Source organism: Variovorax sp. VNK109 (genome assembly GCF_049445855.1).
Taxonomy (GTDB): domain Bacteria; phylum Pseudomonadota; class Gammaproteobacteria; order Burkholderiales; family Burkholderiaceae_C; genus JAGOCV01.
Window position 1 is genome coordinate 287,296 of record NZ_JBMSDV010000004.1, and the last position, 14,091, is coordinate 301,386.

The 14,091-nt window shown below is 68.7% G+C and carries 16 protein-coding genes; 8 read left to right on the plus strand and 8 right to left on the minus strand.

Going from position 1 to position 14,091, the window contains the following annotated elements; genetic code table 11:
* Positions 1-3 precede the first annotated feature (3 nt).
* The gene (locus ACO2Q9_RS15715) at positions 4-996 is read left to right on the plus strand and encodes an L-threonylcarbamoyladenylate synthase (RefSeq protein WP_423312744.1); all 993 of its coding nucleotides are present in this window, start codon (positions 4-6) and stop codon (positions 994-996) included.
* A gap of 18 nt (positions 997-1,014) precedes the next feature.
* Here the strand turns inward: ACO2Q9_RS15715 and dacB are convergent, their stop codons facing one another.
* Positions 1,015-2,451 carry a D-alanyl-D-alanine carboxypeptidase/D-alanyl-D-alanine endopeptidase gene (gene dacB, locus ACO2Q9_RS15720; protein WP_423312745.1) on the minus strand — a complete coding sequence of 479 codons (1,437 nt, stop codon included), beginning with the start codon at positions 2,449-2,451 and terminating at the stop codon, positions 1,015-1,017.
* A 43-nt stretch (positions 2,452-2,494) separates the two neighbouring features.
* Between dacB and ACO2Q9_RS15725 the strand changes: the two genes are divergently transcribed.
* The 4 genes from ACO2Q9_RS15725 to ACO2Q9_RS15740 are packed head-to-tail and all read left to right on the plus strand — an operon-like array spanning position 2,495 to position 5,504.
* Positions 2,495-3,469, plus strand: a complete 975-nt coding sequence (locus ACO2Q9_RS15725) for a DMT family transporter (RefSeq protein ID WP_423312746.1) — start codon at positions 2,495-2,497, stop codon at positions 3,467-3,469.
* A 37-nt stretch (positions 3,470-3,506) separates the two neighbouring features.
* On the plus strand, positions 3,507-4,214 hold the full coding sequence (gene tsaB / locus ACO2Q9_RS15730) for a tRNA (adenosine(37)-N6)-threonylcarbamoyltransferase complex dimerization subunit type 1 TsaB (protein ID WP_423312747.1): 708 nt from the start codon (positions 3,507-3,509) through the stop codon (positions 4,212-4,214).
* Positions 4,211-4,675, plus strand: coding sequence for a ribosomal protein S18-alanine N-acetyltransferase (gene rimI / locus ACO2Q9_RS15735; RefSeq protein ID WP_423312748.1), 465 nt, complete (start codon positions 4,211-4,213; stop codon positions 4,673-4,675). Before tsaB ends, rimI begins: the two co-directional genes overlap by 4 nt.
* A gap of 13 nt (positions 4,676-4,688) precedes the next feature.
* The gene (locus ACO2Q9_RS15740) at positions 4,689-5,504 is read left to right on the plus strand and encodes a uracil-DNA glycosylase (protein ID WP_423312749.1); all 816 of its coding nucleotides are present in this window, start codon (positions 4,689-4,691) and stop codon (positions 5,502-5,504) included.
* Here the strand turns inward: ACO2Q9_RS15740 and ACO2Q9_RS15745 are convergent.
* From ACO2Q9_RS15745 to ACO2Q9_RS15755, 3 genes are read right to left on the minus strand one after another with little or no spacing between them, the layout of a single operon-like run.
* On the minus strand, positions 5,485-6,795 hold the full coding sequence (locus ACO2Q9_RS15745) for an AMP-binding protein (protein ID WP_423312750.1): 1,311 nt from the start codon (positions 6,793-6,795) through the stop codon (positions 5,485-5,487). The two genes, ACO2Q9_RS15740 and ACO2Q9_RS15745, sit on opposite strands and share 20 nt — an antisense overlap.
* Entirely contained in the window at positions 6,792-8,180 is a 1,389-nt protein-coding gene (locus tag ACO2Q9_RS15750) for a hypothetical protein (protein WP_423312751.1), read from the minus strand. The genes ACO2Q9_RS15745 and ACO2Q9_RS15750 overlap by 4 nt, the downstream gene beginning before the upstream one ends.
* A 7-nt stretch (positions 8,181-8,187) precedes the next feature.
* A complete protein-coding gene (locus ACO2Q9_RS15755) occupies positions 8,188-9,114 on the minus strand; it encodes a DMT family transporter (protein WP_423312752.1) in 927 nt (308 codons plus the stop codon).
* A gap of 60 nt (positions 9,115-9,174) precedes the next feature.
* Here ACO2Q9_RS15755 and pyrF point away from each other — a divergent pair, with 60 nt between their 5' ends.
* The gene (pyrF, locus tag ACO2Q9_RS15760) at positions 9,175-9,999 is read left to right on the plus strand and encodes an orotidine-5'-phosphate decarboxylase (protein ID WP_423312753.1); all 825 of its coding nucleotides are present in this window, start codon (positions 9,175-9,177) and stop codon (positions 9,997-9,999) included.
* Between the two features lie 28 nt (positions 10,000-10,027).
* Here the strand turns inward: pyrF and ACO2Q9_RS15765 are convergent, their stop codons facing one another.
* Positions 10,028-10,675, minus strand: coding sequence for an NAD(P)-dependent oxidoreductase (locus ACO2Q9_RS15765; RefSeq protein ID WP_423312754.1), 648 nt, complete (start codon positions 10,673-10,675; stop codon positions 10,028-10,030).
* A gap of 116 nt (positions 10,676-10,791) precedes the next feature.
* On the opposite strand from ACO2Q9_RS15765, the gene ACO2Q9_RS15770 reads away from it, so the two are divergent.
* Together ACO2Q9_RS15770 and ACO2Q9_RS15775 are read left to right on the plus strand one after the other, a co-directional pair.
* Positions 10,792-11,688 carry a LysR family transcriptional regulator gene (locus ACO2Q9_RS15770; protein ID WP_423312755.1) on the plus strand — a complete coding sequence of 299 codons (897 nt, stop codon included), beginning with the start codon at positions 10,792-10,794 and terminating at the stop codon, positions 11,686-11,688.
* Positions 11,689-11,695: 7 nt separating this feature from the next.
* Entirely contained in the window at positions 11,696-12,181 is a 486-nt protein-coding gene (locus tag ACO2Q9_RS15775; RefSeq protein WP_423312756.1) for a (2Fe-2S)-binding protein, read from the plus strand.
* A 6-nt stretch (positions 12,182-12,187) separates the two neighbouring features.
* Here the strand turns inward: ACO2Q9_RS15775 and ACO2Q9_RS15780 are convergent, their stop codons facing one another.
* From ACO2Q9_RS15780 to ACO2Q9_RS15790, 3 genes are read right to left on the minus strand one after another with little or no spacing between them, the layout of a single operon-like run.
* Positions 12,188-12,652 carry a DUF3237 domain-containing protein gene (locus ACO2Q9_RS15780; protein WP_423312757.1) on the minus strand — a complete coding sequence of 155 codons (465 nt, stop codon included), beginning with the start codon at positions 12,650-12,652 and terminating at the stop codon, positions 12,188-12,190.
* Positions 12,633-13,604 carry an EamA family transporter gene (locus ACO2Q9_RS15785; protein WP_423312758.1) on the minus strand — a complete coding sequence of 324 codons (972 nt, stop codon included), beginning with the start codon at positions 13,602-13,604 and terminating at the stop codon, positions 12,633-12,635. The genes ACO2Q9_RS15780 and ACO2Q9_RS15785 overlap by 20 nt, the downstream gene beginning before the upstream one ends.
* On the minus strand, positions 13,601-14,047 hold the full coding sequence (locus ACO2Q9_RS15790) for an acyl-CoA thioesterase (protein ID WP_423312759.1): 447 nt from the start codon (positions 14,045-14,047) through the stop codon (positions 13,601-13,603). Before ACO2Q9_RS15790 ends, ACO2Q9_RS15785 begins: the two co-directional genes overlap by 4 nt.
* Positions 14,048-14,091 lie beyond the last annotated feature (44 nt).

A 14,091-nucleotide genomic window follows, 5' to 3' on the forward strand; every position in this document is an offset into this window, starting at 1 on the left:
CCCATGCTGCTGGACGGCCGCAAGCCCGCCGACATCGAAACTGCCGCGCAGATCCTGCGTGATGGCCGCCTGCTCGCGTTTCCCACCGAGACGGTCTACGGCCTCGGCGCGGACGCGTCGAGCGACACTGCCGTGGCTGCGATCTTCGATGCCAAAGGCCGGCCCAAAGACCATCCGCTGATCGTGCACGTCGCTTCGCCTGCGGCGGTGCCCGAGTTCGCGGCCAGCGTTCCTGATTTCGCGCAGAAGCTCATTGACGCCCTCTGGCCCGGGCCGCTCACGCTCATCCTGCCGCGTCGCGACGGTGTGGCGGCTGCGGCTGCCGGCGGGCAGGCCTCCATCGGCCTGCGCTGCCCCTCGCATCCGGTCGCGCTGGCGCTGCTCGAGGCCAGTGCGGCACTTGGCGTGCATGGCGTCGCGGGACCGAGCGCCAACCGCTTCGGCCGCGTGAGCCCGACCACGGCGGCGCATGTGCAGTCCGAGTTCGGGGACGCCGTCGCGGTGCTCGATGGCGGGCCGTGCGACGTGGGCATCGAATCGGCCATCGTCGACTGCACGCGCGGCGTGCCGGTGCTGCTGAGACCGGGCGTGCTCACGCGCGCACGGATCGAACATGCGCTGGGCCAGCCACTGGTCGGGCCGGAAGAATTCCTGGCGGAAGACGCGCCGCGCGCTTCCGGCACGCTGGAGTCGCACTACGCGCCCAATGCGCGCGTGCGCTTGATGGACGCCAAGGCGCTGCAGGCCGCGCTGAACGTGCTGGGCAGCGACGCGGCGCACATCGCGGTCTGGTCGCGCGTGATCCTGCGCAGCAGCTCCAGCCGCATCATCCGTCGCCGCATGCCCGACGACGCGGTGGCGGCGGCGCAGCAACTCTTCGGTGTGCTGCGCGAATTCGACACGCAGGGCGTGAAGCTGATCTGGGTAGAGACGCCGCCGCTCGATGCGGAGTGGGACGGCGTGCGCGACCGCCTGCAGCGCGCGGCCGCTTCCTGAAGCCCTTCCGGCCGGCTCTCAGGGCTGGTCGCGCGCGACCCAGTCCACCAGCGCGTCGATCGCGGGCCGCACCGCCGGCGCGTTCGGATGGTTGGCGATCATCACGACCACGTAGCGTCGTCCACTGGCTGCATGCACGTAGCCGGCGACCCCGGACGAGTCACGCAGCGTGCCCGTTTTCAGATGCGCTGCGCCGATGGACTTCGCACGGCTGCGGCGCATGGTGCCGTCCACGCCGGTGATGGGCAGCGACGACATCAGCTCCGGCATGACGGGGGAAGCCCATGCGGCCAGCAGCAGGCGCGCGAGACCTTGCGCACTGATGCGTTCACTGCGCGAGAGGCCCGAGCCGTTGTCCATCACGGGCATATCAGCCGCGCCGAAGCGCTCGCTCCACCACTGGCGGATCACGTCGCGCGAATTTTCCAGCGTGCCGCGCCCGCGCGCCTGCAGGCTCAGCGTCAGAAAGAGCTGCTGCGCCATCACGTTGTTGCTGTACTTGTTGATGTCGCGGATGACTTCGCCGAGCAGCGGCGAGCCGACTTCGAACGCGGGCTTGAGCCCGGCGGGTACCGGTCCTTCGCGCACCACGCCACGCAATGCGCCGCCGAGGTCCCGCCACATGCCTTCCACCGCGCGCGTGGCGTAGCTGCGCGGCTCCACATAGGCCACGGGCCACACGCGTTCGCCGCAGGTCGCCGGGTACCCGCCGAGGAAGCGGATGCGCGACGGGTCCGCGAAGTCGGCACGCAGCGCGCCGCGCCAGTCGCCGCAGGCTTCGAGCGTGAGCGGCACGGTGGCGGGCATCTGGACGCCGGCCAGCGGGGGTTCGTACTGCACCTGCGCCACGTTGGCATTGCGGTCCGGCACGAAGGTCATCACGACCGACTTGTAGTTCAGCAGCAGCGCGTCGGGCGAGGCGTTGTAGGGCCGCAGCGGTTCGCCGTCGAACGCGCCCGGGTCCTGCTCGGGCACGTCGAAGGCGCTGCGATCCAGCACGATGTCGCCCGCGATGCTGCGGATGCCCAGGCCCTGCACCCGGCGCAGCAGCAGCCAGACGCGCTCGACCACCAGCTTCGGGTCGCCCTGGCCGCGGATGTACAGGTTGCCGTTGAGCGTGCCGTTCTGCACCGGGCCGTCGATGTACACCGGCGTCTGCCAGCTGAAGGCCGGGCCGAGCTGGTCGAGCGCGGCGTAAGTGGTGACGAGCTTCATCACGGAGGCCGGATTCACCGGCACCTGCGCCCGGTGCGACAGGCGCGGCGGCGTCCTGCCATCGGCATCGGTCACCAGCACGGTCACGGCTTCGATGGGGAGTTTCGCGCGGGCGAGCGCCGCGCTGACTTCCGCGGGAAGCTGCGCCGGCATGACGGGGGAAGCGGTTTGCGCGTGGGCTGCAGCGGCGAACGCGATGGTCAGCGCGAGCCACAGGCGGGCAAGGTGGCGGAAATTCATGGCCGGATTATCGGGCGACCCCATGGGGCGGGATAATCGGAGGATGCGCCCGCCCTCCAGGCCCGTCGGCATCACCGCCGCCGTGGTCACCGTCCTTGTCTGGACCTCCTTCATCGTCATTGCCCGTGCCTCGGCCCAGCGGACGCTCAATCCGTTCGATCTGGCCTACCTGCGCATCCTGGGCGCGGCCATCGTGCTGCTGCCCTGGGGCGCCTGGATGGTCCGCCGGCGCGGGTTGCAGGGCTGGCTGGGCGTGTCGCCGCTGCCGCTGCGGCTCACGGCGCTCCTCGGCTTCTTCGGCGGGTTCCTGTACGCGCTGCTGGCTTACGCTGGTTTCTTCTTCGCGCCGGCGGCGCACGGCTCGGTGCTGATGCCCGGCAGCCTGCCGCTGTGGACCACCTTGCTGGCCATGTTGCTGCTGGGCGAGCGCATCTCCTCCACGCGCGGCATCGGGGTCGGCTTCATCGTGGCGGGCGGCCTGCTGGTGGGCGGCGGCAGCCTGCTGCAGGCTTTCTCCGGCGGCAGCGGCATGTGGCGCGGCGACCTGCTTTTCATGTGCGCGTCCTTCTGCTGGGCCACCTACACCGTGCTGGCGCGCAAGTACGCGCTCGATGCGGTGCAGGCGACCATCGCCATCATCACCTTCGCATTCGTCGTCTACGTGCCCGCCTACACCGCGCTCGTGCTGCTGGACGCCGTGCCCAGCCAGCTGCTGCGTGCGCCCACGGGCGAAATCGTGTTCCAGCTGATTTTCCAGGGGCTCGGTTCGGTGGTGATCTCGGGCATCACGTTCACGACCATGGTGCAGTACTTCGGCCCGGTGCGCTCGACCATGATCACCGCGTTCGTTCCCGGCATGTCGGCGCTGGGCGCGGTGATCTTCCTGGGCGAGCCGCTGTACTGGAACCTGCTGGCAGGCCTCGCGCTCGCGACGGTGGGCATTTTGTTCGGCGTGCGTGCATCGCGCGGCAACGGCAGTGCCGAAGCCATCCCGACTGCAGACGGCGCGAGGCCCTGACATGCCGGGCCCATCCGCAACCTGTCGCCTGCTGGCCATGGACACCAGCACCGAAGTGCTGTCCATCGCCGTCATGAACGACGGCCGCGTCTTCGAGTACACCGGCCCTGGTGGCGCGCAGGCTTCATCCGCGCTGGTGCCAGCCATCATGGCCCTGCTGGCGGAGGCCGGCCTGCAACTCGCGCAACTCGATGCGATTGCATTCGGCCAGGGCCCCGGATCGTTCACCGGCCTGCGCACGTCGTGCGCCGTGGCGCAGGGCCTGGGCTTCGGCGCGGGTGTGAAGCTGCTGCCCGTGAACACGCTGCTGGCCGTGGCTGAAGACGCGCGGCATCGCCACGGCGTGCAGCAGGTGGTGGCCGTGCTCGATGCGCGCATGGACGAGGTGTATGCGGCTGCCTGCGATTTTTCCCGGCTGCCGGCCGGGGTCGATCAGGCGACGGCTCAGGGGGCAGCCCGGTTGGTGGCAGATCCCGCCCTGCTCAAACCGGAAGCCGTGCAGGTTCCGGCAGGCTCGGCGCTCGCCGGCAACGCTTTCAAGGCCTATGGCGCACGGCTTCCGGACGCCCCGCTCCGCATCGAGGCGCTGCCCACCGCAGCCGCCATGCTGCGGCTCGCACCGCACCTGTTGTCCGCGGGCCTCGCCGTGTCGCCGGAGATGGCCATGCCGCTCTACATTCGCGATAAAGTGGCGCAGACGACGGCGGAACGCGAAGCCGGAACCGCACCGAAAAGACCCAGATGAGCGCCGTACTCCAGCAGGAAGCCCGCTTCGAGCCCCTTTCGGGCCCGTGGCTCGATGCCGTGCTGGCGATCGAAGGCCGCGCCTATGCGCATCCGTGGTCGCGCGGCAACTTCATCGATTCGCTCAATGCGGGCTATGAAGCGCAGATGCTGCTGGGCGGCAACACCCTGTTGGGTTACTACGTGGCGATGAAGGGGGTGGATGAAGTGCACCTGCTCAACATCACCGTGGCCCCCGAGTACCAGCGGCAAGGCTGGGGCATGGTTCTGCTGGACGCGCTGACGCTGTGGTCGCGCGGCCAGGGCGCCGAGTGGCTCTGGCTCGAAGTGCGCGTGAGCAACACGCGCGCGCTCGCCATCTACGACGCACACGGCTACCGGCGCGTGGGCGAGCGCAAGGCCTACTATCCCGCCGCGGACGGCCAGCGTGAGGACGCGGTGGTCATGAGCCTGCGTCTGTGAGGGACGGATCGCGATGAGCCTGGAACTCGACGAGCGTCAACGCGCCATGCTGGCGGAGATGAATGTCCACGTGTGGATGCCGCCTGCCGTGGCACCCGCCGAAGTGCTGACGCAGGTCGCTGCCCCGGCGGTATCTACGCGCGCTCCGCGACAGGACGGCCCACCCGCAGCCGCCCCGGCATCCGTGCCGGCACCCGTCACCGCACGCATCACGGGCGACCGACCGGCCGGCATCGCCCGCATGTCGTGGGTCGAATTGCAAGACGCCGTAGCGGGCTGTCAGGCCTGCAAGCTTTGCCACAGCCGCCGCAACACGGTGTTCGGCGTGGGCCAACCGCCGGCCGTCGAAGGCGCGGCGCCGCAGGCCGACTGGCTCATCGTCGGCGAGGCGCCCGGCGAGAACGAAGACCTCCAGGGCGAGCCTTTCGTCGGCCAGGCCGGCAAGCTGCTGGACAACATGCTCACGGCAATCGGTCTTTCGCGCCACGAGAACGTGTTCATCGTCAACGTGCTCAAGTGCCGCCCGCCCGGCAACCGCAACCCAGAGCCCGAAGAGGTGGCGCAGTGCGAACCCTTCCTGCGCCGTCAGGTGGAGCTGCTGCAGCCGAAGATCATCCTTGCCATGGGGCGCTTCGCCGTGCAGTCGCTGCTGCAGACGCAGGATGCCATCGGCCGCCTACGCGGTCGCGTGCACCAGTACCACGGCGTGCCCGTGGTGGTGAGCTATCACCCGGCCTACCTGCTGCGAAACCTGCCGGACAAGGCCAAGGCCTGGGACGACCTGTGCCTGGCGATGGACACGGTCGCGCTCAACTCTCCAGCAGGTTGAACACTTCCGCGCGCTTGTGCGAGGTGGTCTGCGGCAGCGATTCCACCTGACGCACGGCGTAGGTCAGTTGCGGGCTGATGGCGTCCTGCAGCATGTCGACGATGGCATCTTCTTCCTCGATGGTGATCGGCCGGTCCATCACGACCTCGGCCTCGAAAGACGTCGCGGTCTTCTGGACCACGCGGTATTCCTTCACCGGTGCGCAGGCGAGCCAGTCGCGCACCACCAGCCGGAGTGCCTTGCGCGTGCCGTCCGGCAAGCGCAGCAGGAACAGCCGTCGGCCCAACAGCTGCGACAGGGCCTGCACGCCGGTGCCGCAGCCCGGGCATGTCGGATGCAGGGCGGCGATGTCGCCGAGGTCGTAACGGATCAACGGCGTCGCATACTGGTGCAGCGAGGTCACCAGCACCTTGCCCGGCTGGCCGGGCGGGCAAGCGCGGCCCTCGTCGTCGACCGTTTCGAGCCGGACGTTCGTCATGGCCACGTGGTAGTGGTCGTCGCTGTGCGGACACTGGAAGGCGAGCGGCCCGCATTCCTCGCAGGAGTAGCGGTCACGCACGGCGGCGCCGAGGATCTCCCGGGCTTTGCGCCTCAATGAGGGGCTCACGGCCGCGCCATAAGGCATGGCCTGTTCGAGGGGCGGCAGCTCCCAGCCGTTGGCCTGCGCATCGTCGAGCAGCCTCTCCAGCCAGCCCGGATACGAGATGAGGTAGCGTGGCCGATGTTCGAGCAACCATTGTGCGTGCTGCGCCGTGGTGAAGTCGCTGAAGCTTCGCCGCAGGATCCGGCCCGCGCCTTCCATGAAATCGGATTCGACCGCGAGGTGCGGCGTCTCGTTGCCTTTCACGCGCGCGTCGACCACGGCGCGCAGGCCGAGGTTGCTGCGGCCCTGACGAATGTTGTCCGCCGCGTAGGCGTGGTCGATCATGCGCTGCGTGAATTGGGAGACGAAGAAGTTCACGGCAATGCCGGTGGAGCCGGACGTGTTGCCCTTGCGCACGTTGCCATGGTGCGGCGGCACGGGCGCCGCGCCGTGGCGGGCGACCATCTGCGTGAGGTCATGGCGGTTGAGCACAGGCAGCCGCTCGGGATTCTCCCAGCCATCCCCGGCCTGCAGCCGGTCGGCCCACCAGGGCGTATGCGTCCGCAGCCAGCCTTGCAGGGCCCGCCACTGGATGTCCTGCCAGGCCTTCAGCTGCGCGAGGCCGCCTTGCTCGAGCTGGATGGTGAGATGTGCGTCGATCAGCCGGTTCAGCACCGGCGCGGGCATGTTGTCGGGCCAGGTGGTCATCCGGCGTGCTCCTGCGCGGCCAGGCCCACGACTTCCTGGCGCTTGCGGCCCGGCGGCCAGGGAATGGCGTCGAGTTGCTGCAGTTCGAAGCTGAAAGCGTCACCGACGATCTTTCGCAACATGGCCTGGGTGGCCTCTTGCTCCTGCGGCGTCATGGGCCGCTCGAGCACCAGCTCGACGCGGAAGCTCCGGAGCGAAGTCTGCACCAGGCGGTGCTCGCGAACCGGTGCGCAGGCCAGCCAGTCCTTGCCCAGCACACGCACGTAGCTGAGGGTGCCGTCGGGCGATTGCACCAGCGTGCGCTTGCGGCCCAGCAGCCTCGTGAGCGTGGGCACCTGCACGCCGCACACCGGGCAATGCGGCAGCATCGCGGCAATGTCGCCGACGTCGTAACGCACGGCTGCGTGCGCCCACTGATGCAGCGCGGTGGCCAGCACCGTTCCGGGCTCGCCGGGCGGCCTGGGCAGGCCGTTGTCGTCCACCACTTCGAGGATCACGTTGCTCACGGCCACGTGGTAGTGGTCGTCGCTGTGCGGGCACTGGAAGGCCAGCGGCCCGAGCTCCTCGCAGGAATAGCGGTCCTTCACGGTGGCGCCGAAGATGCGGCGGCAACGCTCGCGCAACTGCGCATCCACCGACTCCGAGAAGGTCATGATCTGCTCGATGCGCGGCGCAGTGAGGCCGTCGCGTTCGATGACGGACAGCATGCCCGACAGCAAGGTCGGATGTGTCGCGAGATACGCAGGCGATTGCGTGCACAGCCACCGCGCGTTCTCGTCCACGGTGAATGACGGAGAATGCCGCGCGACCTGCGGCGCCGGATGGAGCCACGGGTTGCCGGGAATCTCGACCTGCGCGCCGGCGTGCTCGTCCGGCGTGCCGCTGAGACTCATGACCTGCTTGCGCAGGTCGCGGCCCTGCCGCTGGTGGTCCGCCCAGTACATGTGGTTGTTGAGGCGGCCCGCCAGCTGCGAGTACTGGAACCGGACGGGCGCACCGCTGGAGCCCGACGTCGAATGGGGCATGACGCGGCCGTGCGACGCGGGCACGCGGGCGGGCCTTGCCGCGACACGCCGGTAGTCGGCCCGCCGCATGATGGGCAGCCGCGACAGGGCCGCCTCCGGGAAGGCCGCCGCGCCGAACCACTGCCGCCACGCGTCGTCCTGGCACAGCCACGTCATGAGCTCGTGCAGGCGCTCCTTCTGCCAGCCCTGCCACCATTCGGCGGGGCCTTGCTCCATCGTCAGGACCATGTGCGCGTCGGCCAGGCATTGAGCCACCGGCGCGGGCACCTGCTGCGGCCAGTCCAGCAGGCTGGCCGGCCGGGGTGCCTGCGGAGGCACCTGGCGCGGCAGGCGGAACTGCATGGACGGGAACGCTGTCATGTCGGTGTCAATCCTTGACCTGTGCTCCGGCGGGAACGACCTGCGGGTTGCGCGCTGCCGCCCGCGACGGCAGCAACACCGACGCGATGGCCACCGCCATCAGCACCACGGCCGTCCAGTCCTGCCAGTGCAGCACTTCGTCCAGCCACCAGGCGCCGCTGAACACGCCGAGCACCGGAATGAACATCACGCTGAGCGACGATGCCACAGGCGGCAGGCTGCGCGCAAGGTAGAACCACGCGCCCTGCGCGAAACCGAAGATCATGACGCCGTTGTAGACGATGGAGCCCCAGGCGGGCAGCGAGGGCATGTGCCAGCGGCTGCGTTCGAAGACCACGGCCAGGAGCGTCAGCGCCACCGAGGTGAGCAACAGCATCCAGAACGTGACGGTGAGCGTGTGCATCGGCACCCTGGTGCGGCGCATGAGGTGCGTGCCGATGGACCATGCCGCCGCGCCCGAGAGCATGAGCAGCACGGCCGCCGGACTGCCCGCAAGGTTGGTGAATTCGTGCCAGAGCAGCAGCATCGCGCCCACGGCGGCGGCGGCCACGCCCATCCATGCGCGGGGCGCGAGCCGGCTGCCGAAGAAGGCGGCGCCGAAGATGGCCGCGAAGATCGGCATGGTGTAGCCGAGGATGGCGGCGCGGCCGCTGGAGAGCGCGGGAATCGCGATCATCGCCAGCGCCTGCCAGGCGAGCATGTTGAAGACGGTGAGCACGCCGAGTTCGCGCCAGTGTTCGCGCGGCACGCGGAAGGGCACCTTCATCACCAGCAGCGTGACGGCCAGGATCGGCACGCCCATCCACATCGAGATGGCCCGGAAGCTGAACGGCGGGAAGTCCATCACCCCCACCTTCATGATCGGCCAGTTGATGCCCCAGACAATGGTGAGTGCGACGAGGATGACGAGCTGCTTGCGCGAGATGGACTGCATGGGTGGGGATTGTCGGACAACTCCCCGTGAACCGTAGGTGAACCTTAGAATTGCCGCATCATGACCTTCCTCGACAAGCTGGGCGCCGCCGGGCGCGCCAATGCCTCCATGCTGTGCGTGGGCCTGGACCCCGAGCCCGCCCGTTTTCCCGCACAGATGAAGGGCGACGCGACGAAGATTTACGACTTCTGCGCCGCCATCGTCGATGCGACGGCCGACCTGGTCAACTCCTTCAAGCCGCAGATCGCCTACTTCGCCGCGCACCGCGCCGAAGCCCAGCTCGAAAAGCTCATGGAACACATGCGCCGCAACGCGCCGCACGTGCCCGTCATCCTGGACGCCAAGCGCGGCGACATCGGCAGCACGGCCGAGCAGTACGCGCGCGAGGCCTTCGAGCGCTACGGTGCCGACGCGGTGACACTCTCGCCCTTCATGGGTTTCGATTCGGTGCAGCCCTACCTCAAGCACGAGGGCAAGGGCGCGTTCCTGCTGTGCCGCACGTCCAACCCCGGCGGTGACGATCTGCAGAACCAGCGGCTGTCCACCGTGGCAGGCGAGCCGCTGCTGTACGAACATGTGGCGAAACTGGCGCAGGGGCCGTGGAACCTCAACGGCCAGCTCGGCCTCGTGGTCGGCGCGACCTATCCGGCGGAAATCGAACGCGTGCGTGCGCTCGCGCCTACCGTGCCGCTGCTGATTCCCGGCGTCGGTGCGCAGGGCGGCGACGCGGCGGCCACGGTGAAGGCCGGCTGGCGTGAGGACGGCCCGATCATCGTGAACTCCTCGCGCGCGATCATCTACGCTTCTTCAGGCGAGGACTTTGCGGCTGCCGCGCGCCGCGCCGCCACGCAGACGCGCGATACGCTGCAGGCCGCCCGCGGCTGAGCCCGGAGCGGCTGGTGCAGCTTCAGTGTCAGGCGCTCGCGACGGTGAAGCGCTTGCCCGTGTGCTGTGGCTTTTCCAGTTCGTCGACGATTGCCACCGCGAGGTCGGTCACGCTGATGCCGGCCGGTGCGTCGCCATTCATCAGCACTTCGTCTGCACCCACGCGATAGCGGCCGGTGCGCTCGCCCGGTGCCAGCATCACGGGCGGCGACACGAAGGTCCAGGTCAGAGCGGTTTCCTTCCGGAAGATATCCAGTGCTTCGCGCGCAGCAGTGGCGCCCGCTTTCCATTCGGCCGGAAATTCAGGCGTATCCACCAGTTGCACGCCCGGTGCGATGAACAGGCTGCCCGCGCCACCCACGGTGAGCAGCAGCGCCTTGCCGCCCGCCTGCTTCACGCCGTCGATGATGGCGCGCGTGCCCCTGAGGAACTGGTCGTGGATGTCCGGCACGGTCCAGCCGGGGTTGTAGGCATTGGCCACGGCGTCGTGGCCGGCTACTGCCTTGGCCACTTGCGTGGCGTCCTGCACGTCTGCCGTCACGACGGTCAGGCCGGCTTGCGGCGTGTACTTGCCCGGATTACGGGCCAGTGCGGTGACCTGATGGCCGCGGGCCAGCAGTTCGGCGAGCAGCGCGCTGCCCACGAAGCCCGTGCCGCCGATGAGTGCGATTTTCATGATGTGTCCTTTCGGTGTTCAGATTCGATGGCATCAAGTTTCCCTTCTTCACATTCAGCGCGGTAGATGGTCAAATCCGCTATCACCTTGAAGCGTGGCTTCAGAATCGGGCGGAAATGGAGCGATACCGGCGCATGGCGCTGTTTGCGGAAGTCGTGGCGTCGGGCTCGCTGTCGGCGGCGGGCCGGCAATTGGGCATGAGCGCGTCGGCGGTCAGCCAGCAACTGCGGCAACTGGAGAAGGAGGTCGGCCTCGTGCTGCTGCACCGCTCCACCCGCCGCATCACGCTCACCGAGGCGGGCGAGCGCTACCACACGGGCTGCGCGGCCATGGTCGCGGCCGCACGCTCGGCCGACCTTGCGCTCGAACGCCTGCGTGACGCGCCCGAGGGCACGCTGCGGCTGGCCAGCCCCATCGGCTTCGGCGCACTGCTGGCCACGGCGCTGGCGCCGGTGACGCAGCATCCACGGCTGCGCCTCGAATTGCTGATGGACGACACCCCCATCGACCTCATCGCCCAGCGCGTGGACCTGGCCGTGCGCGTCGGCCAGTTCGCCGACTCCAACCTCGTGCTGCGCAAGATCGGCGCGCTGCGCCAGCGCCTTGCCGCATCACCCGCGTACCTGGCGCGGCGCGGCTGGCCCCGCACGCCGCAGGACCTGCTGGAGCACGACTGGCTGCGCATGACGCCGCGCCACAACGGCCCCGACATCCTTCGCATGACCGACGCGCAGGGCCAGGCCGTCGAGCTGCGACCGCAGGCGCGCGTGGCGGCCACGCAAGTCAATGTGCTCGATGCGATGTGCATCGCCGGCTGGGGCCTGGCCGTGGTGGTGACGCAGGACGTGTCCGCCGCATTCGCCGACGGGCGCCTCGTGCCGGTGCTGCCCGGATGGTCGGTGGCCGACGCGCCCGTCTACGCCGTCACGCCGCGCCGCGACGAGCAGCCCGCGAAAGTGACTTTCGCCATCGAGCTGCTCAGGGGATACTTCGGCACGAACGCCCAGGCATGAACCCTCGATGAACCACGAACTCCAGATCAACGGATTCACCCGCGTCGCCGATACGCAGGCGGACACGCCGCTGCTCTGGGCACTGCGTGACGTGCTCGGCCTCACCGGCACCAAGTTCGGTTGCGGTGCAGGCCTGTGCGGCGCGTGCACGGTGCATGTGGACGGCGTGGCCACGCGCTCGTGCCTCACGCCCGTGGGCAGCGTGGTCGGCAAGGCCATCACGACCATCGAGGGCGTGGGTCAAGGCCCGGTGGGTGCTGCCGTGCAGAAGGCGTGGATCGAACTCGACGTCGTGCAGTGCGGCTACTGCCAGCCGGGGCAGATCATGTCGGCCACGGCGCTGCTGTCGGCCAACGCCCGGCCCAGCGACGCGCAGATCGACGAGGGCATGGCGGGCAACCTCTGCCGCTGCGGCACCTATGGCCGCATCCGCGAGGCAGTGAAGCGGGCGGCGCGGACGATTCCCATCACTCAGGTGTCCGGCAAGGCGTAGCGCGCGTCAGCCGAGCTCGAAGAACTGCATCTCCACACGCGAGGGATGGCGCGCGCCCGTGCCGACGAAGATTTTTTCCCGCACCCACGCAAACGACGGCGATGCGGTTTCGAGGGTGGGCACGCAGCGGAAGTACACGAGCGACGGATCGACTGTTTCCCCGCGCACCAGTTGCGCCGTGACGGCAGCGGAAGCCACGCGCAGCGCCCGGTTGCGCACGTAGAGCAGATCGCCGGCGTCGGTTTCCAGCACGTAGTGCGCATCCAGCTCGGCCGTGGTCTCGCTCGTGACGAGCTGGTAGTCCGCGCCGCCCGGCAGCACGCGCGCAGTCCAGCCATGGCCGGAGGCGGTGCCGCCGGTGATGCCGATGAATCTGCGCAGGCCCTTGCCGGTCTGGCCGACTTCGATGGGTTTGCCGACCTCCACGGAGAGGTTGGCGAAGTGTCTGAGTTCAGGTGTGGGGAGTGACATGCCCCGATTTGAACACCGCGGCCATGATGCGTGGACCGAGCATCACGGTCACCAGCGCCGCCACCACGAAAACGATGCCCGCCCATTGCCAGCCGGTGACCACTTCGCCCAGCGTCACCATGCCGGCGGCGATGCCGACCACCGGCACGCCGAGGCCGAACGGTGCCACGCGGCTGGCCGCGTGGCGCTTGATCAACCAGGTCCACAACGCATAGGCCGTGATGGTCGCGATCCAGCCGAGGTAGGCAACGGCCACCCAGCTGCCCCAGGTCGCCTGCGTCCATTGCCAGCGCAGCCCCGGGTCGTCGGCGGCCAGGGTGAACAGGGTGAAGGGAACGATGGGCACGAGGCTGCTCCACACCACGAAGCCGAGTGCATCGAATTCACCGCGCGCCGATTGCTGGGTCTTGCGGGCAACGATGTTCGACGCCGCCCACATCGCTGCCGCCATGATGTTGAGCGCGAAGCCCAGCGCCGTGGTAGCCATGGCCGCGCCGCCGGCCGGTCGCACATAGTTCATGGCGAAGCAGGCCAGTCCGATGGCGGCGAGCGTGAGGCCGATCTTCAGCGCGCCCGACAGGCGCTCTCCGAGCAGCAAATAGCCGAACAGCGCCGTGAAAAACACCTGGCCTTGCATCAATACCGACGCCAGCGCCGCGGTCATGCCGACCTTCAGCGCCACGAACAGGAAGCCGAACTGCCCCACGCCCTGGCACAAACCGTACAGGATCACCCATTTCCAGTGCACGCGCGGCGGCTTCACCAGCAGCACCAGCGGCAGCACCGCGAACACATAGCGCCACGCGCCGAGCTGGAACGGCGTGAAGTGGCGCAAGGCCAGTTTCATCGCCACGAAGTTGAGGCCCCAGATCACCACGACGGCCAACGCCGCCGTGAGGTCCCTGCCGGAAAAGTTTGCCGATGCTGTCGTTGCGATGCTGTTGTTGCTCACTGGGGCCGTGCCGTCTTGGCTGCTTCGAGATAGGCCCGGGCGTGGTCGGCCAGGGCGATTTCACCGGGTGTTCCCGGCGTCCATGTGTCCACGGGCATGGGGCGCCCGTGCGAATCGACGGACACGAACACGATCAGGCATTCGGTCGTCTTGCTCATCTCGCCGCCCTTGAGGTCGCCGCTGCGCACTTCCACCACGATGTTCATGCTGGTGTTGCCGGTGTAGGCCAGGCGCGCTTCCACCTCCACCATGTCACCGATCATGATGGGCCGGTGGAAGCGGATGCTGCCGACGAACACGGTCACGCAATAGCGCTTGGCCCAGGCCGTGGCGCAGGCGTAGCCGGCTTCGTCGATCCACTTCATGACGGTGCCGCCATGGACTTTGCCACCGAAATTGACGGTGTTGGGTTCGGCGAGGAAGCGCAGGGTGATGCTGGACATGGCAAGCCCGGGGGTTGTGGTGGTGGGCGGATTATTTCCCACCT